General features: G+C 60.2%; 16 protein-coding genes and 1 rRNA gene. 4 read left to right on the top strand and 13 right to left on the bottom strand.

Features of this window, described 5'->3' with window-relative positions; genetic code table 11:
* Positions 1 to 657: 657 nt before the first annotated feature.
* Entirely contained in the window at positions 658 to 2646 is a 1989-nt protein-coding gene (locus tag GCN75_RS27930; protein ID WP_226941616.1) for a sigma-54-dependent Fis family transcriptional regulator, read from the top strand.
* A 1-nt stretch (position 2647) separates the two neighbouring features.
* Here the strand turns inward: GCN75_RS27930 and GCN75_RS27925 are convergent, their stop codons facing one another.
* The 7 genes from GCN75_RS27925 to GCN75_RS27895 form a co-directional block, all read right to left on the bottom strand.
* The gene (locus GCN75_RS27925) at positions 2648 to 3658 is read right to left on the bottom strand and encodes an FAD:protein FMN transferase (protein WP_152285251.1); all 1011 of its coding nucleotides are present in this window, start codon (positions 3656 to 3658) and stop codon (positions 2648 to 2650) included.
* Positions 3648 to 5750, bottom strand: coding sequence for a 4Fe-4S binding protein (locus GCN75_RS27920; RefSeq protein WP_226941615.1), 2103 nt, complete (start codon positions 5748 to 5750; stop codon positions 3648 to 3650). Before GCN75_RS27920 ends, GCN75_RS27925 begins: the two co-directional genes overlap by 11 nt.
* A 57-nt stretch (positions 5751 to 5807) precedes the next feature.
* Positions 5808 to 6968 carry a porin gene (locus GCN75_RS27915; RefSeq protein ID WP_152285249.1) on the bottom strand — a complete coding sequence of 387 codons (1161 nt, stop codon included), beginning with the start codon at positions 6966 to 6968 and terminating at the stop codon, positions 5808 to 5810.
* 286 nt (positions 6969 to 7254) lie between these two features.
* On the bottom strand, positions 7255 to 9000 hold the full coding sequence (locus GCN75_RS27910; protein ID WP_152285248.1) for a PQQ-dependent methanol/ethanol family dehydrogenase: 1746 nt from the start codon (positions 8998 to 9000) through the stop codon (positions 7255 to 7257).
* Between the two features lie 51 nt (positions 9001 to 9051).
* Positions 9052 to 9441: a DUF779 domain-containing protein gene (locus tag GCN75_RS27905; protein ID WP_152259410.1), complete on the bottom strand. Its 390-nt coding sequence runs from the start codon at positions 9439 to 9441 to the stop codon at positions 9052 to 9054.
* Between the two features lie 55 nt (positions 9442 to 9496).
* Positions 9497 to 11017, bottom strand: coding sequence for an aldehyde dehydrogenase (gene adh / locus GCN75_RS27900; protein WP_152285247.1), 1521 nt, complete (start codon positions 11015 to 11017; stop codon positions 9497 to 9499).
* A 345-nt stretch (positions 11018 to 11362) separates the two neighbouring features.
* Complete coding sequence (locus GCN75_RS27895; protein WP_152285246.1) at positions 11363 to 12319, bottom strand: beta-propeller fold lactonase family protein; 957 nt, start codon at positions 12317 to 12319, stop codon at positions 11363 to 11365.
* A 204-nt stretch (positions 12320 to 12523) separates the two neighbouring features.
* On the opposite strand from GCN75_RS27895, the gene GCN75_RS27890 reads away from it, so the two are divergent.
* Entirely contained in the window at positions 12524 to 14662 is a 2139-nt protein-coding gene (locus GCN75_RS27890) for a TonB-dependent receptor family protein (RefSeq protein ID WP_152285245.1), read from the top strand.
* Between the two features lie 59 nt (positions 14663 to 14721).
* Here GCN75_RS27890 and GCN75_RS27885 read toward each other — a convergent pair whose 3' ends face one another.
* From GCN75_RS27885 to GCN75_RS27865, 5 genes are all read right to left on the bottom strand, one after another.
* Complete coding sequence (locus GCN75_RS27885; protein WP_226941614.1) at positions 14722 to 15555, bottom strand: substrate-binding periplasmic protein; 834 nt, start codon at positions 15553 to 15555, stop codon at positions 14722 to 14724.
* Between the two features lie 25 nt (positions 15556 to 15580).
* Positions 15581 to 16066 (bottom strand): cytochrome c-550 PedF, encoded by a 486-nt coding sequence (gene pedF / locus GCN75_RS27880; protein ID WP_035824926.1) that lies wholly within the window; start codon positions 16064 to 16066, stop codon positions 15581 to 15583.
* Positions 16067 to 16197: 131 nt separating this feature from the next.
* Positions 16198 to 17217, bottom strand: coding sequence for an RNA 3'-terminal phosphate cyclase (gene rtcA / locus GCN75_RS27875; RefSeq protein WP_152285244.1), 1020 nt, complete (start codon positions 17215 to 17217; stop codon positions 16198 to 16200).
* A 16-nt stretch (positions 17218 to 17233) separates the two neighbouring features.
* The gene (locus GCN75_RS27870) at positions 17234 to 18469 is read right to left on the bottom strand and encodes an RtcB family protein (RefSeq protein ID WP_152285243.1); all 1236 of its coding nucleotides are present in this window, start codon (positions 18467 to 18469) and stop codon (positions 17234 to 17236) included.
* A 272-nt stretch (positions 18470 to 18741) separates the two neighbouring features.
* Positions 18742 to 20310: a TROVE domain-containing protein gene (locus tag GCN75_RS27865; RefSeq protein WP_152285242.1), complete on the bottom strand. Its 1569-nt coding sequence runs from the start codon at positions 20308 to 20310 to the stop codon at positions 18742 to 18744.
* A 203-nt stretch (positions 20311 to 20513) separates the two neighbouring features.
* Between GCN75_RS27865 and rtcR the strand changes: the two genes are divergently transcribed.
* Positions 20514 to 22127 carry an RNA repair transcriptional activator RtcR gene (rtcR, locus tag GCN75_RS27860; RefSeq protein ID WP_152285241.1) on the top strand — a complete coding sequence of 538 codons (1614 nt, stop codon included), beginning with the start codon at positions 20514 to 20516 and terminating at the stop codon, positions 22125 to 22127.
* Positions 22128 to 22139: 12 nt separating this feature from the next.
* A complete protein-coding gene (locus tag GCN75_RS27855; RefSeq protein WP_152285240.1) occupies positions 22140 to 22922 on the top strand; it encodes a nucleotidyltransferase domain-containing protein in 783 nt (260 codons plus the stop codon).
* Positions 22923 to 23093: 171 nt separating this feature from the next.
* On the opposite strand, the gene rrf is transcribed toward GCN75_RS27855, so the two are convergent.
* Positions 23094 to 23203: ribosomal RNA gene (gene rrf, locus GCN75_RS27850) — 5S ribosomal RNA — on the bottom strand; the annotation flags it as partial.

Raw genomic sequence — 23203 nt, 5'->3', positions numbered from 1 at the left:
CCAGGATCAAACTCTTCAGTTTAATCTCTGTTTAATGTCATTTCTGACAGGTCGGACAGTATCGCTACCATCCAAATCTTTTGCATTGCAAAAGATTTGCTCACTCAAAAAACTGACAGGCTACTTCCGAAGAAGTATCCTATTTCATTATTTCTTGTGAACATTTGATATTTTAAGTATTACGTCAATCCGAAGATCGACGCTGCACTTACATCAAATGCCCACACTTATCGACTGTTAATTGTTAAAGAACTGTATTCGGTTACTGCTTTCGCGCCATCGACAAAGCGTTGTGTTTGTCAACTGCGAAGAAGGAAGAGTATGAAGCGTTTAGATCGTTTCGTCAACCTTCTTTTTTCACCCTGCTTTACTCGGCATTTGCATGCATCGTTCAGCGAGGGGGCGAATTATAGCCGTGCCCCGCACACCCCGCAAGCGCTATTTTTCCGCGCTTCCTGAAACAGCCCTGGCACCGCACTTGCTTATGCCTGCCTATGCACTGTCCATTGATGGGAGCAGCTCTGGGCCTGGCAGCAACACCGGGGACAGTCCGGCTCGCTTTGCTTTGCTCCCATCTGTGACAGGTGCTACATTATGGAACACTCTCGATATTCAAAAGAGCGCCGCAGTACAGGGCCCAACGGAGGCAACGAGATCATGTATCAACCGTCAGCTACTTACCGTAGCGCACCGTTTTCGTCTATTGCAGATGCAAACACCACACCGGCAGGACAAGACAACGTCCCCGTCATCATTGAAACTTCCCATCAGCGTTCCGTCGCCTTTGGCCTGTCGCCCACCGCCACGCCCGACTTTACGCCCGCCGGCAAATCCGATCTGTCCTTGCTGATCGAGCAAAACCGCATGCTGCACACGCATGCGCTGCCGGCCATGGAAACCCTGTACCAGCAAATCGTCAACACCCACAATATGGTGATCCTCACGGATGCCAACGGCGTGATCGTGCATTCGCTGGGCGACGATGATTTCCTGGAGAAAGCCAATCGGGTGGCCTTGCAGCCAGGCGTCGCGTGGTCGGAACAAAGCCGCGGCACGAATGCCATCGGCACGGCCATCACGGAAAAAGTACCGACCCTGGTTCATGCGGACCAGCATTACCTGGCCGCCAATCATTTCCTGACTTGCTCCGCGGCACCGATCACCGACCACCGTGGCAATGTCATCGGCGTGCTGGACGTCTCGAGCGACCAGCGCAGTTTTCACAAGCATACGATGGCCCTCGTTCGCATGTCGGCGCTGATGATCGAAAATCAGCTGTTTTCCGCCACCTTCGAAGATGCCATCACCGTGCACTTCCATGCGCGCCCCGAATTCATCGGCACCTTGATGGAAGGCATCGCCTCGTTCACGCCGGGCGGGCGGTTTTTGTCCGCCAATAAAAACGGCTTGTTCCAGCTGGGCCTGTCATTTGCCGCGCTGCAATCACATACCTTCAGCTCCCTGTTCGGCTTGCCCGTGTCCGCCCTGTACGACCATTACCGCACGGCCGCGCCCGGTTTGCTGAACCTGTGCATGCACAGCGGCGTGCGCGTGTATGGCCGTGCGCAGTTGCGCCTGGCCAATAGTGTCTTCCAGCATGGTTTTACCGCCAGCACGAACCATAGCGATATCAACGCCGTGCCGGCCCAGGTTCCAGCGCCAGCCAGCCATGCAGCCAACGCGGCGCGGCGCCTGTCAGGCCTGCGCTACCTGCGCACGGGCGATCCACAGCTGGAACTGGTCATTGAAAAGGTCAACAAGGTATTGGGGCGCGACATCCCCATCCTCGTCATGGGCGAAACAGGTACGGGCAAGGAATTGCTGGCGCAAGCCATCCACAACGACTCGCCACGGGCCATGGGACCGTTTATCGCAGTCAACTGCGCGTCGATCCCGGAAACCCTGATCGAGTCGGAGCTGTTCGGCTATGAAGACGGGGCGTTTACTGGGGCGCGCAAGAAAGGGGCGATAGGCAAGATTCTGCAAGCCAATGGCGGTACCCTGTTCCTCGATGAAATCGGCGACATGCCCTTTGGCTTGCAGGCGCGCCTGTTGCGCGTGCTGCAGGAACGCATGGTCACGCCCCTGGGCAGCAGCAAATCGATCACCGTCAATGTAGAACTCATTTGCGCCACGAATCACAACTTGCGCGAACGCATGGCCAAGGGCCTGTTCCGCGAAGACCTGTATTACCGCCTGAATGGGCTGGTCGTCAAACTGCCGCCGCTGCGCGAACGCACGGACCTGGACACGGTCGTGAAGAAAATCCTCGCCACGGAAGCGCCCGACACGCGCTATGCGGTGGCGCCCGACATCCTGCGCATGTTCCACCAGCATAAATGGCCAGGCAACTTCCGCCAGCTGACCAATCTGTTGCGCACGGCCATCGTCATGGCGGGCGACGAACATGAAATCTGTTTGCGCCACATGCCAGATGATTTCCTCGACGATATTGAGATGACACAGGCCCATGCCGCCAGCGCCAGCACGGACCGCATGATCGCGGCCGGCGCCAACCTGGAAGAGATGGAACACAGCGTGATCCTCAAGTCGCTCGATGCTCACGGCGGCAACGTCTCAGCCACGGCGCGGGCCCTGGGTGTCTCGCGCAACACGATCTACCGCAAGGTGCCGCACCTGAAATAGCCTAGACTAAACGGGGAAAGCCGGGCGACATCTTGCGCCGGCCCCGCTTGTCGATGGTCATCAGGTCGACCCCGTCCATCCGCGCAGCCATCGCATGTGCGCGCGCCGCTCCCGTTACCATGAACGTCGTCGACAAGCCGTCTGCCAGCAAGCCCGTGGGTGCCAGCACCGTCACGCTGGCCAGTTCGCCCGGCGAATCGCCCTTCGCGGGGTCGAAGATGTGGTGATGCACGAAGTCGGGCGTGAATGTGCATTCATAATCGCCCGAGGTGGCCACGCTGCGCCCTTCCACTTTCAAGGTGGCCGCCAGGATTTCTGCGTCGCGCGGGTCCTGGATGCCCAAGGTCCAGGGACGGCGCACGGAACGCTGTCCCCGTGCAACGAATTCGCCCGTATCGAGCAGCGCGTGCCGTACGCCCCGTGCCTGCACGGCTGCCAGCGCCATGTCGGCTGCGTAACCTTGCGCCAGGCCATTCAAGGTCAGCGCCATGCCCGGCTGCAGAAAACGCACTTCCCTGCTATCCCACGCCAGTTGCCGCCAGCCTACCCGCGCTTGCGCCGCGCGGCGCAAGGTGTCCGTCGGTAAGCTGGCCTGGTCAGCCGCCGCACGGAACAGCTGCCACAAAGGTTGCACGGTGATATCAAACGCCCCATCGCTCCATTGCGACAACGCTTGCGCCTGCGCCAGCACGGCCAGCAGATGGGCGTCCGGCCGGGCCAGGCGTCCATCGCGGTTCAGCTGAAAGACTTGGCTGGCCGGACTGTAAATACTCATCAGCCGGTCGATATTCCTGGCCGCATGCAAGGCGTCTTCGATGGCCAGTTCAGCCTGGCGCTGGTCGTGGTGCAGCACGGTGACGGCGATGGTCGTGCCAAACGCCAGCGCGGCGCCTTGATAAAGGCGCACGCCGGACGCCGTGGCCGTGCCGCGCGCCATACTACCAGGCAAAGACCAGCCCGCGATGCCGGCTACGCTGCCGATGGCCGCCGAAATAAACGTTCTACGCTGCATTGCTGCTCTCCTCTGCCATGGCCCGGACGATGGGAATGGTGCGGGCACGCTTGATTTCCAGCATCAAGGGCGCGCATTTTTCATCGCTGGCATAGATCACCACGCAATCCATGCACTGGAAACACTCACCGTAATCGACTCTCCCGCCGGGCGCGATGGCGTGATACTCGCAACGGTGGCGGCAAGTCTGGCAAGGCTTGCCGCATTCCTGGCGGCGGGGAATCCAGTTGAACAGACGAAAGCGCCCCAGCAGCGCCAGCGCCGCGCCAAACGGACACAGGTAGCGGCAAAAGAATTTGTAGGAAACACTACTGAGCAGCAGCAAGCCCACGGCATACGCGACAAACGGCCAGGCGCGCACGAAATTCAGGGTAATCGCCGTCTTGAACGGTTCCAGCTCCACCAGCCTGTCCGTGATCTGACTGGAAAACAGGCTGCTGCCAAGAATGGCCGCCAGCAAGCCATACTTGATCCATTTCAAACGCCCATCGAGGCGCGGCTTGATCTTCCACTGCGGCAAGCGCAGCCACTGGCCCAGCTTGCCCGTGAATTCCTGCAGGGCACCAAACGGACACAGCCAGCCGCAAAACGTGCCGCGCCCCCAGACCAGCAGGGTCAGTAGCACGAACGCCCACAGGATCACCGTCATCGGGTCGAACAGGAAAAAGCCCAGGCTGCGGCCCGCCAGCAAGGCCTGGATGACGCCCGTGATATTGACGATCGACAATTGTCCCTGCGCGTAGTAACCGATAAAGCCGATGCTAAATAACAGGAACAAACGGCGGAACCACAAAAATTGCCGGCCATTTCGCACTAGGCGTTTCTGCCAGGCCAATGCGCCGGCCAGCAGCGCCAGCCCGGCCAGCAAGAACCATAACTCGGCCCGGCGGCTCTTCCACGTGCCGCGCCACGTGGCATCGTCACCTTGCGGCGCCGCATACAAGCCGGCCGGCAGGCGGTAGCTGACATCCACGTTGCGCGCGATGCGTTCCGGATACACGATGCCCTTGCTGCGCGTGATGGGCAGCGTGAACGCCAGCGGGCTGACCGCATCGAGCCCGGCCTGGCTGATGATGCGCAGCACGGTGACGTTTTCCGTCGGCAACAACGTCGTATCCGCCAACTGCAATTCCAGGTCCAGGTCGCGCATGTCGATGGGCAAGCCATCCTGCTTCAGCAACAGGCGGTCGGGCACCGTGCCGCGCACGAAGTCGTCGCCCAGCACGCTATAGCGCCCGCGCGACATGACAAGGATGGCGTGGTCGCCCTCGTCCAGGCGGTTGCGCAATTTGTTCCAGCTGCGTTCCGTCAACAGATTGCGTCCCACCGTGGGGACGGAGACATAGGCCAGGTACAGATCGATGAATACGCCGTCGGGCTCGCGCATGGCTTGCGCATCGAGTCCCGCGCCGGGACTGCCCGCAAACAGGGCTTCCACCTCCTTGTTGCTCAGGCGTACATGCTGGATCAAGCCCTGCTTCAACATGTGCGCGACATCCCGCTTTTCAAACACATCCATGCGGATGCGGGCGATCTGGTCCGGGTCGCGGCCCTGCACAAAGCCCAGTTTTTTGCGCGACACTTTCAAGGCCGACGCCAGCACGCTCTGATTGATGATGCGCACGGAGGCCGTGGCCTTCGACACGCCGTCGATATCGGCATGGGTGGCATCGGCTGCCCGTTTCGTCCGGGCACCGATGGCGATATTCTGTTTCAGCGACAAGCCCTGGTACTGTTTGACGAACTGAAACAGCGGCGCCTCACCCAAGCCGTCGAGAAATACGGGCTCGTGCTGCGACAGCACCGCCACGTCCAGGAAGCTGCCTTGCGGATCGATGGCGATCAGAAGATTGACGGGCACGCCGGAAAAGCCGGGAATGGGCGCCAAATCCACGGATTCAAAAACGTAGCCGACCAGTTCCGTAGCCGTGGCGTTTTGCTTGAACAGGGGCCAGACGGGCAAGTCGGTTTCCTTGCTGCCCACGACGATGGGTGCAGGAAAGCGCCGTGCCAGCTCGGCCTTCGTGAGCACGCCCGCCCACGCCTGTCCCAGAATAAACAGGAATAGCCAGCAACCGATAAACAACCGCATTATCCGCATGCAGTGCGCTCCATGCGGCGCCCTGTCGCAAGGCGCCGCGTTGATGAGTTAAAAGAAAATAATGCCGCCCAGGGACACGCCATTCATCTTCGCTTCGCCACCGGCAAAGCCTTTCGAGCGCGTCTGGCCCAGTTCGCCCACCAGGGTGATCGCACTGTTGAGCGAGTAATACGCGCCCAGGGTCAGGTTGGCGTTCGATTTCAAGCCGCCCGTGCCGGCCGTGTTGTCGTCGTTCTTGCTGATGCCGTAGGACAAGCCCAGCTTCAGCTTATCCGTCGTTTTATACGTGCCTTGCAGCAGCCAGTTCTTTGACTTGGTATCGCCCTGGTCTGCATCGGACAAGATGCCCAGCCCCTTGCCGCCCTGGAAGTTGACCAGCACGCCAGCCGGGCCCATCTGGTATGAACCGCCCACTTCCACCCCGCGCATGGTCAAGTCATCGACACCTGGCGTTTTCGACGTGAATTTCTGCGACTTCACGCCCAGCCAGGCTTTCAAGCCTTCCTGCGCATACGTCAGCTGCGCCTGCACTTGCGGGCTCGACTTCGAAGAATAGGTCGAGCCTGCCACGATGGGCGTGTCGGACACGGGGCTGACCAGCGCCACGTCGGCGCCAAAGCCGCCCGACTTCGGCGAGCTGTACATGATCTGGCCATAGTTGCCCAGATAGGTATAGCCGGCGCCGATATGGCCCAGGGTCACCCGGCCCCGCTGCGTCGCCTGCACGGGTGCGCCCGAGCCCAGCAAGGTCATGTCGGCCAGGATCGCATTCGCGCCGAAGATGCCGTAGTCGCGGCCCAACTTGAAAGTGCCCATCTGTTCATTGCCAAACGTAAAGAATGCCTGGCGCACATCGACCACGCTGTTCTGGCTGATGGCGCTGTCCGTGGCCGTCGAGTTGTAGATGCCGATCAAGGCTTTCACGTCGTACTCGCCCAAGCGCGACGAAGCGGAAGTGATCAAGCCATTCGGCAACAGGCCATTGCCGATCGTGGTGCGGTCCTTCTCGCCGCCGCAACCGAGCGCCTGGCCGCCCAGCGCCAGCCCGCCCACGGCGTCGCCCGAACACGATACTTGCGTGTAATAGGCGTTGACGATGCCACCCACCGACACGGTCCAGTCGCCAGCCTTGATATCGACGGCTTGCGCCTGTCCCACCGCTGCGATTGTCATGACACCGAGGCTCCCCAGCTTGATCCATGTGTTCATTTCTTCTCCTCTTCTTCTCTGTTTTTAGTGTGCACATCAGTGATTGATGTACCTCAAGCTTTGGCAATAAGCGTGCCCAGCGCGGCTCAGAGGGAGAAAGAGAAAAAGCGTATTTCACTTGTGCAGCAGCGGATCAACCGCCACTGCCAGTGTTCATTTTTTGACCGCCAGCAGGCATAGCGGGCGGACAGGTAAACAAAAAACTGACGGCCTGCGCCGTCAGCAAAAAGAAAACATCCGGCGGACAGGGAGACACCCATCCGAGTGGCCCGGATGCTTCACCCCGTTACTTCGATGCCAGCTTGAAGACCCACACGGAACCGCCCTGTTCCAGGAAGTTGACCTTCTTCGCCACCTCGCCGCCCCACAGCGGCACGGCGCCACCCCAGCCGGAAACGACGGCCACATACTGCGTGTCGCCATCCTGCCAGGTGACGGGCGGCGCCACGACGCCGGAGCCCGTCTGGAATTTCCACAGCTCCTTGCCCGTCTTTGCGTCGACGGCTTTCAGGAAGCCTTCCGGCGTGCCATAGAACACCAGGTTGCCGGCCGTACTCATCACGCCGCCCCACAGCGGCGCATTGTTCTTGATTTCCCAGACGATCTTGCCCGTCTTCGGATCGACGGCGCGCATGGCGCCGATGTAGTCGTCAAACAGGGGCTTGATGGTGAAGCCCGCGCCGAGGAAGGCACCGCCCTTCTTGTAGCTGATCGGCTCGTTCCAGATATCCATGCCCCATTCGTTTGCGGGAACGTAAAACAGCTTGGTTTGCGGCGAGTACGCCATCGGCATCTGGTTTTTGGCCCCCAGGAAAGCGGGTGCGGCAAACACGGTCGTGCCCTTCTTGCCTTCCTCTCCCTTGGTCGGGTCGCCAGGGCGGCCTGCGGCGATGTAGTTCGGCCGTCCCGTCTTCAGGTCGATGCTGCTGGCCCAGGTGATTTTCTTCACAAACGGAAAGGCGTTCTGCAACTTGCCCGTGCTGGCATCGATCACGTAGAAGAAACCGTTGCGGTCGGCCTTGCCGCCGTAGCGCTTGCCATCCATATCGAAGGTGACGAACTCGTTGGCGCCATCGAAATCCCAGGCATCGTTCGGCGTATTCTGATACGCCCACTTGATCTGCCCCGTTTTCACGTCGAGCGCCACGGTGGATGACGAGTACAGGTTGTCGCCGGGACGCAAATGGCTGTTCCACGGCGCCGGGTTGCCCGTGCCGAAGTAGGCGAGCCTGGTTTGCGGATCGTAGGTACCGCCCATCCACGTCGAGGCACCGCCCGTTTTCCACAGGTCGCCCGGCCAGGTTTTGTTGACGGTGCCGGACACGCCGTTATCGATGGCCTTGCCATCCTTGTCGTAGCGGTGGCCCATATGGCCCTCGACCGTGGGACGGCTCCACACCAGGTCGCCCGTCATGGGATTGCGCGCTTCGACCCGGCCCACGATGCCGAATTCCCCGCCCGACACGCCCGTCAGCAGCAAGCCTTCGGCAATCAGCGGCGCGGCCGTCATCGAGTAGCCAGCCGCGTAATCGTCGACTTTCTCTTTCCAGACGATCTTGCCCGTATTCTGGTCCAGCGCCACGAGATACGCGTCCAGGGTGCCGAATATCACCAGGTTGCCGTACAGGGCGGCACCGCGGTTGACCACGTCGCAGCACGGCATGATGCCGTCCGGCAAGCGATGCTCATACTTCCACAGCTTGGCGCCCGTTTTCAAGTCGACGGCAAAGATGCGCGAATACGATGCCGTGACGAACATCTTGCCGTTGTGAATCAGCGGCTGCGATTCCTGGCCCCGCTGTTTTTCACCGCCAAACGAGAACGACCAGGCCGGCACCAGCTTGGCCACGGTCTTGTCATTGATCTGAGTCAACGGCGAATAGCGCTGGCCCTGCGTGCCCATGCCGAACGACAGGACGCTGGCCGGATTCTTCGCCGTGCTGTCGAGCATGGCGGTGGTGACATTGCCCGCATCCGCTGCGTGAACGAGCGATGCCGGTGCTACCAGACTCAGGCTGACGAGTATCCCCATGATTTTTTTCTGCACAATCATCTCCCTCTGTTTTATTAGTATGTGTGTGTATCAAGTCTTGCGGTGCTCATGCGGCTGGGCATGCAGCAAGGCGCACTCTTCATCGGTGAACAGGCGCGAGCGCGTCAAAAAGCGCTTGCCCGTGCCGTTGTCGAGTGAAAACATGCCGCCATTGCCATCGACCACATCGATAATCAACTGGGTATGCTCCCAGTATTCAAATTGCTCGAGTCCCATGTAGAACGGTGTGCCATTCAAATTGCCGAGATAAATGTCGGTATCGCTGACATCGAACTCGCCCAGTGCGTAGCACATGGGCGCACTGCCGTCGCAGCAGCCGCCCGACTGGAAAAACATCAGCGGGCCGTGACGCTGGCGCAACTTGTCCATCATTTCCAGCGCCGCATCGGTGGCGACCACCCGGGCAATTGCTGTACTCATGGCATCCCTTTCTGCGCGCCGCGCCCGGACTGCAAGCGCGGCGCGTGTTGCCGGTTTAGAAGAAGCCCAGCGCTTTCGGGCTATAGCTCACCAGCAAGTTCTTCGTTTGCTGGTAGTGGTCGAGCATCATCTTGTGGTTTTCGCGGCCGATACCCGATTGCTTGTAGCCGCCGAACGCGGCGTGGGCCGGATACAGGTGGTAGCAATTGGTCCACACGCGGCCCGCCTGGATGGCGCGTCCCATGCGGAAGGCGCGCGAACCGTCGCGCGTCCACAGGCCGGCGCCCAGGCCGTACAAGGTATCGTTGGCAATCGCCAGCGCGTCGGCCTCATCCTTGAAGGTGGTCACGGACACGACGGGCCCGAAGATCTCTTCCTGGAAGATGCGCATCTTGTTATTGCCCTTGAACACGGTCGGACGCACGTAGTAGCCACCCTCCAGGTCGCCCGCCTGCGTATTGCGCTCGCCGCCGGCCAGCACTTCGGCGCCTTCCTGGCGGCCGATGTCGAGGTAGGACAGGATTTTTTCCAGCTGCTCCTGCGACGCCTGCGCGCCGATCATGGTGGACGAATCGAGCGGGTTGCCCTGCTTGATGGCGGCCACGCGCTTCAAGGCCCGTTCGATGAATTTCTCGTAGATCGATTCCTGGATCAGCACGCGCGATGGGCAGGTGCATACCTCACCTTGATTCAGCGCAAACATCGCAAAACCTTCCAGGCACTTGTCGAAATACTCATCGTCCGCATCCATCACGTCTTCAAAGAAGATGTTCGGCGACTTGCCGCCCAGCTCCAGGGTGACGGGAATCAGGTTTTGCGCCGCGTAGCCCATGATCAAGCGGCCCGTGCCCGTTTCGCCCGTAAAAGCGATCTTGGCGATGCGCTTGCTCGAGGCCAGCGGCTTGCCCGCTTCCAGGCCGAAACCGTTGATGATGTTCAACACGCCCGGCGGCAGCAAGTCGCCGATCAGCTCGACCAAGACCATGATGGATGCAGGTGTCTGCTCGGCAGGCTTGAGCACCACGCAATTGCCTGCCGCCAGGGCCGGCGCCAGTTTCCACACGGCCATCAGGATGGGGAAATTCCACGGGATGATCTGGCCCACGACGCCCAGCGGCTCATGGTAGTGATAGGCATAGGTTTCCGCATCGATTTGCGCGACGGAACCTTCCTGCGCGCGGATGCAGCCGGCGAAGTAACGGAAATGGTCGATGGCCAGCGGAATGTCGGCATTCATCGTTTCGCGGATCGGCTTGCCATTATCGATGGTTTCCGCCGTGGCGATCAGGCTCAGGTTCTGTTCGATGCGGTCGGCGATGCGGTTCAGGATATTGGCGCGCTCGGCCGGCGAAGTCTTGCCCCATGCCTCCTTGGCGGCATGCGCGGCGTCCAGCGCCAGCTCGACGTCTTCCGTCGTGGAACGGGCGATTTCGCAAAACGGCAAGCCCGTGATGGGCGTGATGTTGGGAAAGTATTCACCTTTTACTGGTGCAACGAATTTGCCGCCAATGTAATTGTCATAGCGTTGTTTGAAGGGATTGGCTACGCCCAGCTTGCTGATGTCTGCGAGATTCATGTCGTCCTCTATCGGGTTAATTAGAATGGAAATACTTAATTAAAATCAAACGTCCTGGTACAGATGGGGTGAGTACACGGAGTCTTCCGCAAATGCCGTGCCAGCTCGCCATCCCATTACAAACTTAGCGGGTTTTACCCGCGTTACAAGGGCGTGGCATCCATACCGGCCCGCTTTTCCTCGCATGCGCGGGGCCTGGACGGCGGGCGTGGCGCTGTTTGCATTTTGAACAAGAGTGGCGCAGCCTGTTCCAATCCGGGCCAGCGCCCTCCTTGCCTTGCGGAGCCCCGCAGCCGCTGCACAATGGAACAGGTGTGCCAGACTGGAACACCTGTTCCATGCGGGCTAGCGAATCACCACGCCCCATGGCAATTCACCCACGGCAATGTCGGCTACCTTGCGCGCGCCGGCCGTGTCGATGACGGAAACGCTGTTCGAGCGGCCATTGGCCACGTACAGCTTGGCGCCATCGGGCGTGATGGCCATATTCCACGGGCGCTTGCCGACGGGAATCGTCGCCGTCACCTTGTTGCTGGCCGTGTCGATCACCATGACCGTGCCATCGATGCCATTCGAGACATACACTTGCTTGCCGCCGGGATGGACGGCAATACCATTCGCATTCTTGCCCGCGGGAATAGTGGCAATGGCCTTGCGCGTGGCCATGTCGAGCACGTAGACGGCATTGACCAGTTCACACGCCACGTAGGCGCGGCCCGAATCGGGGCTGAAGCCGATGCCGCGCGGGCGCAAGCCCACGGCGATGGACGCCACCTGGCGGCGTTGTGCTACATCAATGACATCGACTTGCTCGGCCTCTTCCGCGCTGACCAGCAGCCAATGTCCATCGGGGCTGAACACGGCATGTTCCGGGTTGCGCCCTTGCACCTTGATATCTGCGAGCAAGATGCCCGTCTGGCCATCGAGCAAGGCCACGCTATTGTTTTCCTCGACGGCCACGGCCACGTATTTACCCTCGCGGGAAGCGCTGACGCCCTCCGGCGACTTGCCCAGCGCCACCGTGCGCAGGGGCGCACCCACACCGCTGTCGATCAGCAGCAAGGCGCTGCTGGCCGCATCCGTGACAAACAATTGCCGTCCGCTGGGGTCGGCGGCAATGCCGCGCGGACGCTTGCCGGCCACAATCTGGCGCACCACCTGGTCGGTCGCCGTGTCGATCACGCTCAAAGTGCCCGATTTTTCGTTGGGCACATAGGCAAACGGAGCGGCCTGGATGGCAGTGCTGGCGAGCGCAGGCAGCAGCCAGCAAACCTGGCGCAAGCGGAAGAGAAAGTTGGGCATAATCACCTTTTCAATGGCAAAACACAGGAAAAGCGCGTGGGAGCGGCGCAAGTGACGATGGCTGCATGCAAACGCCGTGCCACTGACAAGCGTATAATTTCCGCCCACCAATGGAGACATGGCAGGCATATTGCTTGATAAGACTATGCAGACCTGCGCCGCACACGCGCTCAAGCAGGCTTTTATTCACATTGGAGAATCCGCATGCAGCATCGTTTCCGCCTGAACACCATCGCCAGCCTGTTTGTCGCCGGCAGCGCCACCCTGGCCCCCCACGTCTTTGCCGCCGAGGCAGCAGACCCCGCCAATGGGCAACTGATGGATACGGTGGTCGTCAGCGGCAGCCGCATCGCCCACCCCAGCCAGGAAGTGCCGGCATCGATCGACGTGGTCGACAGCGCCCGCATCCAGGATGGGCAAATTCGCGTCAACGCGTCGGAAGCGCTGGCCGCCGTGCCGGGCCTGGTCGTACAGAACCGCCAGAACTATGCGCAAGACTTGCAGATCTCGTCACGGGGCTTCGGCGCCCGCTCGGCTTTCGGCGTGCGCGGCGTCAAGCTGATCAGCGACGGCATTCCGGCCAGCATGCCCGATGGCCAGGGCCAGGCCGCCACGTTCAACCTCGATACGGCCGAGCGCATCGAAGTGCTGCGCGGGCCGTTTTCTGCCATCTACGGCAACCACTCGGGCGGCGTGATCCAGCTGTTTTCCAAGGATGGACAAAATCCGCCGTCCGTCGAACTGAACGTGACGGGCGGCAGCTACGGCACCAGCAAGATCGATCTGTCGGCGCAAGGCCAGGCCGGTGGCATCGGCTACGTGCTCGACGGTTCGCGCTTCCGCACGGATGGCTTCCGCGACCACAGCGCCGCCACGCGCGAACAGGCGTTCGGCAAGATCACCGTCAAGCCGAATGCGGACAGCAAGCTGACCATCGTCGCCAACAGCCTGCATCAGGGAAATACACAAGATCCGCTGGGCGCCACCTGGGCCACGTTTGCCCGCGACCCGCGCGCCGGCGAAATCGATGCGAGCGACACGCAAAACCCGAAACGCACCCTGGCGGACCGCTACAATACGCGCAAGAGCATCGACCATCAGCAGATCGGCGCCACCTATGAACAAGCGTTCGGCGACGACCGCCTGCACGTGACGATGTATGGCGGCAACCGCGACGTGATTCAATATCAGGCCTTCAACAAGGGTTTCCAGGCGCCAGCCAAGCATTCGGGCGGCGTGGTCGATTTCCAGCGCCAGTTCTACGGCATCGACACCAACTGGCTGCACGTGAACCAGCTGGCCGGCGGCAAGCTGAGCACGACCATCGGCATCGACTACGGCCGCTCCAGCGACGACCGCACCGGCTATGAAAATTTCATTGGTGACACGTTTGGCGTGAAGGGCAAGCTGCGCCGCGACGAGCAGGATGTCGTCTCCAGCCTCGATCCGTATATCCAGACGGAATGGCAAAGCGGGCCATGGCTGCTCAGCGCCGGTTTGCGCTACAGCAAGATGAAAGTCTCCGTCAGCGACCACTTCCTCAGCAATGGCGACGACAGCGGCAGCCTGGAATTCAGCCATACGACGCCGGTGCTGGGCCTGCTGTATAAACTGACGCCCAACGTCAACGTGTACGCCAGCGCCGCGCGCGGCTTCGAGGCGCCCACCCTGAACGAACTGTTTTACTCGGGTACGGCCGGCGGCTTCAATTTCAACTTGAAGCCAGCCACCAGCACCAACCTGGAAGCGGGCGTCAAGGCCAGGATCAACAACAACACGCATGTCAATGCCGCCGTGTTCCAGATCAAGACCAGCGACGAGCTGGTGGTCGATCAATCGAGCGGCGGACGCACCAGCTACCGCAACGCCAGCAAAACCTTGCGCCAGGGTATGGAAGTGTCGCTGGATTCGAACCTGGCATATGGGTTCACGGCAAAAGTGGCCTTGACCAGCCTGCACGCCGTATATGACCAGGGTTTCGGCACCGTCAGGGAGGGCAGCCGTTTGCCGGGCGTGCCCAGCGCCAACCTGTTTGCGGAACTGGCCTGGAAAGATACATTCGACCGCTTTGGCGCGGCGCTGGAAAGCGTGGCCAGCAACCAGGTCTATGCGGAAGACAGCAACAGCGAAAAACCGGCGCCCGGCTATACGGTGTTCAATGCGCGGTTCAATGCCAAGCAAAGCGCGGGCCACTGGCGCTTCAAGGAATTTGCCCGCCTGAATAACCTGTTCGACAAGACCTATGTGGGTTCCGTCATCGTCGGCGACAGCAACAAGCGCTACTATGAAGCGGCGCCGGGACGTAATTGGTTGCTGGGTGTTAGCGCCCAATATAATTTCTAAAAAGAAAAAGCCCGCGCCTCTTCCGAAGCGCGGGCTTTTTAGCCGATCGGCATGGCCAGCTATGGCCGCGCTTCCTTCACGCCATATTTCTCAAAGATGGCTTTCAATTCGCCGCTGGCTGCCATCTCGTTCATGGCCGCCTGCAGCAGTTTGGCCACGTCGAGCTGCTGGCGGCTGACGGCCAGGCCCACGGCCCAGCCCGCACGCGGCAAGCGGGCGAACGCCACTTCGTTCACGGGGAAAGCGGGATCGCTTTTCAGTACGGACTCGATTTCCGAACGGTTGGCCAGCACGGCATCAAGCTGGCCCGCCTGCAATTGCTGCAAGGCTTCGGCGGCCGTGTCGAAGATGCGCACGTCGTCGCGGTACTTGCCATTGTCTTCCCCCAGCATCAGCATGGCGGCAATCGACACTTTCTCCACGCCGATGCGCTTGCCGGCCAGCGAGGCGACGCCATCGAATTGCGGCACGGCGTGCGCACTGCGCGCCAGGCGCACCGTTTCCACGTAATACGGCGCAAAGATCTCGACCTTGTCGTTATCCGCCATCAATTTTTTATCGATCGGCACATGCAGCATCACGTCGGCGGGACCATAACCGAGGTAATGCCCCTTCCACACCATATTGCGCAAATCGTCGTTCAGGTTTTCGCCGGCGGGAAATGGCAGCAAGCTCAGTTTCAGCCCCAGCTTTTTCGCCAGCGCTTCGGCAATATCGATATCGATGCCAGCGCCCTTGTCGGAAAACGGCGCGAACTCGTTGTACACAGCTACTTTCAGGCTGCCCGACTGCTGCACTTTCTGCCAGTCGGCGCGCGCCGGCGCGGTGGCGCACAGCGCCAGGCAAGCGAGCGAGATCATCGCGCGCACGCCCCGGAATTGAAATGAACGCATGGGACTCCTTCGTGATCAGTTCGACTTAATTAGATTCGCGGCGCGTTTCCAGATAGGTCTTGATGGCCCACATGGCTTCCTGGTTGAACACGCCTTCGAACGGCGGCATGTACACGGCGCCGTTGCGCACCTTACCGTGGCGGATGGTGGTCAAATAGTAATTGTCCGTTTCCTTGTAACACGCCTGCTTCTTTGTCTCATTCTTGATACCAAAGCAATCGCGGTCCAACTGGCGCAAGTCCGGCGCGATGCCGCCTGAAATGGCTTCAATGCCGTGGCAGCGCGCGCAATTCTGGTTGTAGGCCGACGTGCCTACCGTCAAGGCCAGCTTGTTGCCCCGATACGGATTTTGTTCGAGCCATTTGTCGCCCACCTTGGGCAAGCCCGTGGTGTCGACGCCTTGCGGCGTGACGTTGCCATGCGCATAGGCATGCGGCAAGGTCAGCAGGGAAGTGAGGGCAACGGCGCCGGCGGCGGCCACGCCGAGCAGGGTACGGATGGAATAGGTCATGCTGGTCTCCTTGGTTTTTTTAGTGAATATCCAAGAAGAGCAAATGCCATGCCATGCGTACATGCCCCACATCCAGCCAGCCATGTATCAATTTGGAACAGCTGCAACAGTGACCTGTGTCACCGCACGCGTCAGGCGGCGGCAACCGTGCAGATGCTGGCCCGCTCCTGTTGCTCGAAGGTGATACGCACGGGTAAAAACCGGGAGATCACCTCGGCATTCGTCAGCGCATGCTGCGACACCTTGCTGCAACTGAAGACACCGCCGCCCGCCAGCGCCATCGGCAGCAAGAGCTGGTCGGCCAGGTGCTCGCCCACGGCCGCGTCCGTCTTGAGATAGGCGCGTACCTCGTTCAACAGGCGCTTGGCCACGGATTCAGCCAGCAAGGACTTTTCGCCAAAGGAAGTAAACACTTCCGTGACGTGTTCATGCTCCAGGGTCAGCAACAGGACATTGCCCGGTCCCTCGTCGGCGGGCAAGCCGACGATGCGCAACTGCTTGCCGCTCCAGCCCATGCCGCCGGCAACACGCTCGAGCTCGCGCTGCGCCACGTTCACGGGCACGCCCGCCACCATGCTTTCCGCAAAACCGGCCTGCCGTTCGCCGCGTTGCAACAAGGCAATGGGCAGCAAGCGCGGGCACGGTTGCACGGTAGCGATGACTTCGCCGCCGCCCGCGGGGTGAAAGCCGTAGCGTTGCAGCGCGATCTCCACATCGGCGCCCATCTGCCCCAAGATGCGGCCATACGCGCGCTGCAGGAAATGCACGGGCGGCGCCATGGCATTGTGCGTGCCGCCACTGATGCGCACGGTAGACGCGGCATCCGCATGCAGCAGCGCTGGCAGCAAGGTTTGCAAGACCAGGGTGCAGCTGCCGGCGCTGCCGATGGCAAAACGGTAATCGCCACCGCGCACGGGACCGGGCACGAACTCCAGGCTAGCTGCGCGCAGCGCCACCGGCGTCGTGCGCGCCCCGCAAATGGCGGCTGCCGCCTGCACGGCCACCAGATGCTGGCGCAGCAAGCCGGGCTTGTCCCGCCCCGCGCGAATGTTAATCAGCCGGAACGGTTGCCCCGTGATCATCGACAGGCTCAGCGCCGAACGTAAAATCTGCCCGCCGCCTTCGCCTTGCGCTCCATCTATTTCTATCATCTCTGCTTTCTCTCTTTTAACCTTTGACGCAAACGACTTGCTTCAGGATATGCACGACATCGACCAGTTCACGCTGCGCCAGCATCACCGCATCGATATCCTTGTAGGCCATTGGAATTTCATCGATCACATTTTCATCCTTGCGGCACTCCACGCTTTGCGTGGCGCGGATCTGGTCGTCCAGGTTGAAGCGCCGCTTCGCTTCCGTGCGGCTCATCGTGCGTCCCGCGCCGTGGCTGCAGCTATGGAAACTGTCCGCATTGCCTTTACCGCGCACGATAAAACTCTTGGCCCCCATGGAGCCCGGAATGATCCCCAGCTCGCCCGCGCGGGCCGATACGGCGCCCTTGCGCGTGATCAATACATCCTTGCCGAAGTGGTGTTCCTTCTGCACATAGTTATGGTGGCAGTTGACGGCCTCCACATGCGTCTGGAACGGTTTGTGGATGACCATGCGCACGGCAGCGATCAGATTCTGCATCATTACTTCGCGGTTGTTGCGGGCGAAACGCTGGGCCCAGCCCACCGCTTCCACGTAATCATCGTAATGCTGCGTTCCTTCGGCCAGGTAAGCGAGGTCCTGGTCGGGCAGGTTGATGAAATGGGTGCGCATATCCTGCTTGGCCAGTTCGATGAAATGGGTGCCGATGGCATTACCCACGCCACGCGAACCGGAATGCAGCATGAACCACACCGAACCCTGCTCATCGAGGCACACTTCGACGAAGTGGTTACCGCCTCCCAGCGTACCCAGGTGGCGATAATTATTCGTGTTCTTCAGCTTTGGCGTTTTCAGGCAGATCGCATCGAATTCGTCCTTCAGCTGCAGCCACGCCGCATCGACCACCGATGGCGGCGTATGCCAGGAGCCTTCGTCGCGGCCCCGGTGGCCGCGCGTCTTCGGCGACATCCCGTGCGGAATCGCGCGCTCGATGGCGCTGCGCAGGGGTCCTAGATTATCGGGCAAGTCGCTGGCCGTCAGCGTGGTTTTCGCCGCCATCATGCCGCAGCCGATATCCACGCCCACCGCCGCCGGAATCACGGCGCCCAGGGTGGGAATCACGCTGCCGATGGTCGACCCCTTACCCAGGTGGACGTCCGGCATGACGGCGATATGCTTGTAAATGAAAGGCAGGGTCGCCGTGTTGCGCAATTGTTTTTTGGCCGCTTCTTCGACAGGCACGCCGCGCGTCCACATTTTGACGGGACGGCTGCCTTCGGTATGCAAAACTTCGTATTCTTCGTTTTTCATCGCTATTCTCTTCTTCTATTGTATAGGGGGTGATGACAAGGATTGGTGAAACAGTTGCCGACGCATCGGCCCAGGATGTAGTTCCACCGGCATTCATCAGTACGACAACCCGACAAGGGGGGACAGGATTTCCGGCAGACGCACTGCGCTTGCCAGGCCGGTTTGACGCGGCTGATCGATGTAATCCTGTCGGCATTCGGGGCACTACGGCGCATGACAAGCTTGGACAGGACGTCTCTTATATAGTCCTGCCCGCATTCATGCGCTTTGCTTCAACAACTTTCTGCCATATCGACGGCGGCAATTTCTCCCACCCAGTGGGCGGAATCCAGCCGGCCGGCGGCAAAGGCGGCGATGATCTTGAAGACGTCGTCGGAAAAGCCGCCGATATTCAAGATATCCTCGCGCTCCATCGCCTGCGTGGTGGCATGCGGCGAAATATCGATGCACACCAGTCTTGCCTGCGGATTGCGCTGCTTGAAGACATTCCACTGTCCCATGGTCGCCGTGGCGCCGCTGCGCGTGGCGTCGATCCACGATTCGTTATCGGACACATAGATCACCAGGTCAGCCAGCTCCTTCCTGCTGTTCATGCGCAGCAGCGGCGCGCTGCAATTGGTACCGCCACCGCCGATGGCCGCCAGCCTGGCCGCGTTCACCATCACGCTGTCATCCGCGCCGAGTCCGCACTGCACGACGCTGTGCTCGAACGGCAACACCACGGCATCCGGATTCTTGCGCAGCATGGCTGCCGCCACCAGCGCAGCCACATCGATGCAGCGTACACTCGACGTGGCGCTGCCGCGAAAACCGCTGACGGGCGCAGACATCGAACCGGAAACGTCGGGACACACCACCACCTTGCCCGCGATCTGCGGCACGTTCCGCAGCGATGCTTCGAGCGCCTGCTCCAGCGCAGCGCGCACGATGGCCGGCACGTTTTCGCCAGCCGCCATGTACGCCGACATCAGCTGGTAGGGAAACACGCGCGCCCGGCAGATCGCCTCGGGATCGCGCAGCTTGGCAGCGATCAGTTCCGGCATGCCGCCGATATCGTACACGCCATGGCGGGCAAAGGTGTTCAGGTTCATGCGCACCATCTGCCAGCTGCCCTGGCAGGCAATCTGCGCCCAGTCGTGGGCCGACAGGGGCAGCGCCGTCAACATCTGGAACGGCACTTCCGGTATCGCCCGCGCCGTATCAAGCTTGTAGGCCTCGAACGCGGCCAGCGCCGGCGGCAAGTCCGAGGCGGTATATTGCTTGCCGATCAGCCAGGCAAAAAACGCCGCGCGCCAGGCTTCCTGCGGTTTCGGATGCACCATCTTCACCACGTCGGCCAGCGACGGGGCATTGCCCACGGCAGCGGCCAGCAAGGCTTGCTCCGACGCGCCGTTCAGCCAAGCCTGCACCAGTTTTTTCGGACGCGATCCCAGCGACTTGCGGCCGATGGCGCCCGAACGCATGATCTGCACGAAGTTGCGCAGCATCTTGCCGTTATTGATGACGCGCCGGAAGGCCTGCGGAAATTCTGCCGCGCCCTGGCCCGCCAGCACGGCCACCAGCAAGGCTGGCATGTCTTTCATGTAGCCCCGTTCGCGGCAATATACGGCCGTCTGCGCAATGAAGGCCGGCTCGACGGCCTGGCACAACTCGAGCACCGTCGCCAGCTGCGCTTCGGCGCTGGCATAAAACGTGGTGTTCAGACAGCCGGTGGCCGCATATTGCGCCAACTGATGTTGCGGCGTCAGCGCATACGCCGGTGCGCCTTCTGCATTGCGCGCCAGTGCCGCTGGCAGTGGCAGGGCTTGCTGCGTACGCTGGAATAACTGGACGTTGGCCATTTTTCTTCGCTTTCTTCTCAATGTTTATCTCGTTGCTACCTCCTGTATTGCAAGTGCTGTGCCAGCTTTTCTGAATTTACCGAAAAATTTTCCAAGTCATTGATTTTATTCATAAATATTATCTTTCCGCCGTTTAACGAAAAGACAGTCAAGATTCAATATTCCGATATAATTATCTTTTCAGATAAATTTTTATCTCATCTATGCAAGCAAAACGTACCGTCGTCATCGGCTTTCTCGGCACCCAGCTCGACGGTGGCAAGGGAGCGGCGCGCTGGGAAAAATGGCGTCCCAGCATCGCCCTGACCCAGCACGAGGACAAGATCATCGACCGATTCGAGCTGCTGTACGCGGGGCAGCAATTTGAAAACCTGGTGCGCCAGGTATCGCAGGATATCGCCAGCGTCTCGCCGGAAACCGCATTCAACGCGCACGCTCTCCCCATCAGCGACGCCTGGGACTTCGAGAACGTGTACGGTGCACTCTACGATTTCGCCAACAATTACCCTTTCGATCCGGACAAGGAGGACTACTGGATCCACATCACCACCGGCAGCCACGTGGCACAGATCTGCATGTTCCTGATGACGGAAGCACGCTATTTCCCGGGCCGCCTCTTGCAAACGTCGCCACCCAAGCGCCAGGCCGCCGGCAATCCCGGCAGCTACGCGCTGATCGACCTCGATCTGTCTCGCTACGACCAGATCGCCCAGCGTTTTACGCGCGAACAGGCCGAAGGCGTGGCCTTCCTGAAGTCCGGCATCGCCACGCGCAATGCGAAGTTCAATGGCATGATCGAGGAGATCGAGCGTGTCGCCATCAAATCGAAGGCACCCATGCTGTTGATGGGACCCACCGGCGCCGGCAAATCCTTCCTCGCGCGCCGCGTCTATGAGCTGAAAAAATCGCGGCACCAGATCGACGGCAAATTCGTCGACCTCAATTGCGCCACCCTGCATGGCGACGGCGCCGCATCCACCTTGTTCGGCCATATCAAGGGTTCGTTCACGGGTGCGGGCGCGGACCGGCCAGGCTTGCTGCGCAGTGCGCACAAGGGTTTGCTGTTTCTCGATGAAATCGGCGAACTGGGGCTCGACGAACAGGCCATGCTGTTGAAGGCGATCGAGGAAAAGCGTTTTTTCCCCGTCGGCGCCGATACGGAAGTGCAAAGCGACTTCCAGCTGATCGCCGGCACCAACCGCGACTTGGGCAAGGAGGTGGCGGCAGGCCGCTTCCGCGAAGACCTGTATGCGCGCATCAACCTGTGGACCTATGCCTTGCCGGGCCTGGCGCAGCGGCCGGAAGACATCGAGCCGAACCTGGAATACCTACTGGCGCAATACAGTGTGGAGACCGGGGAACGCGTGCGCTTCAACAAGGAGGCGCGCGAGCGCTTCATGCGCTTTGCCACCTTGCCCGCCTCGGCATGGAAAGGTAATTTCCGCGATTTATCCGCCGCCGTCACGCGCCTGGCCACCTTGTCGGAAGCGGGCCGCATCACGGATGGCGTGGTCGACGAAGAGATCAAGCGCCTGAAACGCATGTGGCAGCATCATGCTACTCAGAACGATAATCCGGAAGTGGATTTGGCAGAAATCATGGGAGAGCCGGCAGCCGCGCAACTCGACCTGTTCGATGCGCTGCAGCTGCAGGCAGTGATCAAGGTATGCCGAGAATCGAACAGCCTGTCCGATGCAGGCCGTACCTTGTATGCCGTCTCGCGCGAAGCGAAATCCAGACCGAACGATGCGGACCGGCTCAAGAAATTCCTGGCCCGCTTTACCCTCGACTGGGATAAGGTATCCTCAAGCAACTAAGAAGAGAGAACGATGATTCCAGAAGAAATACGAGTAGAGATCATGCGCCGCCTGGTGGCCGTGGAAAAGAAGGAAGGCGTACGGATTTTAATGGCGATTGAATCGGGCAGCCGCGCCTGGGGATTTGCCTCGCCAAACAGCGACTTCGATGTGCGTTTTATCTACGCGCGCCCGCAAGACTGGTATCTGAGCGTCGACCTGGAAGACAAGCGCGACGTCATCGAATATCCGATCGTCGATGATATCGATTTGAATGGCTGGGATGTGCGCAAGGCGCTGCAGCTCTTCTGGCGCTCCAATCCTGCCGTCATCGAATGGATACAGTCGCCGATCCAATACATGGAAAAAGGCGGTTTCAGGATGGGCATCCAGGCCTTGCTCGATACCGTCTACACACTGGAAAAGGGGATTTATCATTACCGCAGCATGGCCAAGACGAATTACCGCGGCTATCTGATGGCGGACACGGTCCCCTTGAAGAAATATTTTTATGTCTTGCGCCCTCTGCTGGCTACGCGCTGGATCGAAACCTATCGCAGCGCGCCGCCCATCGAATTTGCCGCCCTGCTGCACCTGCTGCCCAAGGAAGACGGCTTGCTGGAAGAGATCCATATTCTGCTCGAGCGCAAAAAGGTCGCACTGGAAAAAGAGCTGGCGCCACGCGTCGATAAACTCAATGCATTCATTGAAGCAGAGTTGGCCAGGCTCGAGCATTTCAGCCTGGAAAGGGAAGAAAAATCCGGGGGCATGGAAGCGTTGAACGAGTTGTTCCGCCAAGTTTTGCAGGAAAACTGAGCATCAGCCAGTAAAGGCAGCGCGCAGCGCTGCCTTTTTTTCGCCTGTTGCATGGGAATTTTACATAGGCCGGCGTGGATCCGACAGCGCCATCAACGATTACAAACAAAGCGCCAGACGAAAAAAAACCCCGCCATTGCTGACGGGGTTTTCTTCTACTGCGAATAACAAGCCTGACGATAACCTACTTTCACACTGGTTGCAGCACTATCATCGGCGCAAAGTTGTTTCACGGTCCTGTTCGGGATGGGAAGGGGTGGGACCAACTTGCTATGGTCATC

Origin of the sequence: Janthinobacterium violaceinigrum (assembly GCF_009208555.1) — a bacterium.
Classification (GTDB): Bacteria; Pseudomonadota; Gammaproteobacteria; order Burkholderiales; family Burkholderiaceae_D; genus Janthinobacterium; species Janthinobacterium violaceinigrum.
The sequence above is the reverse complement of the archived record's forward strand: the minus strand, read 5'-3'. Positions and strand labels throughout refer to the sequence as shown.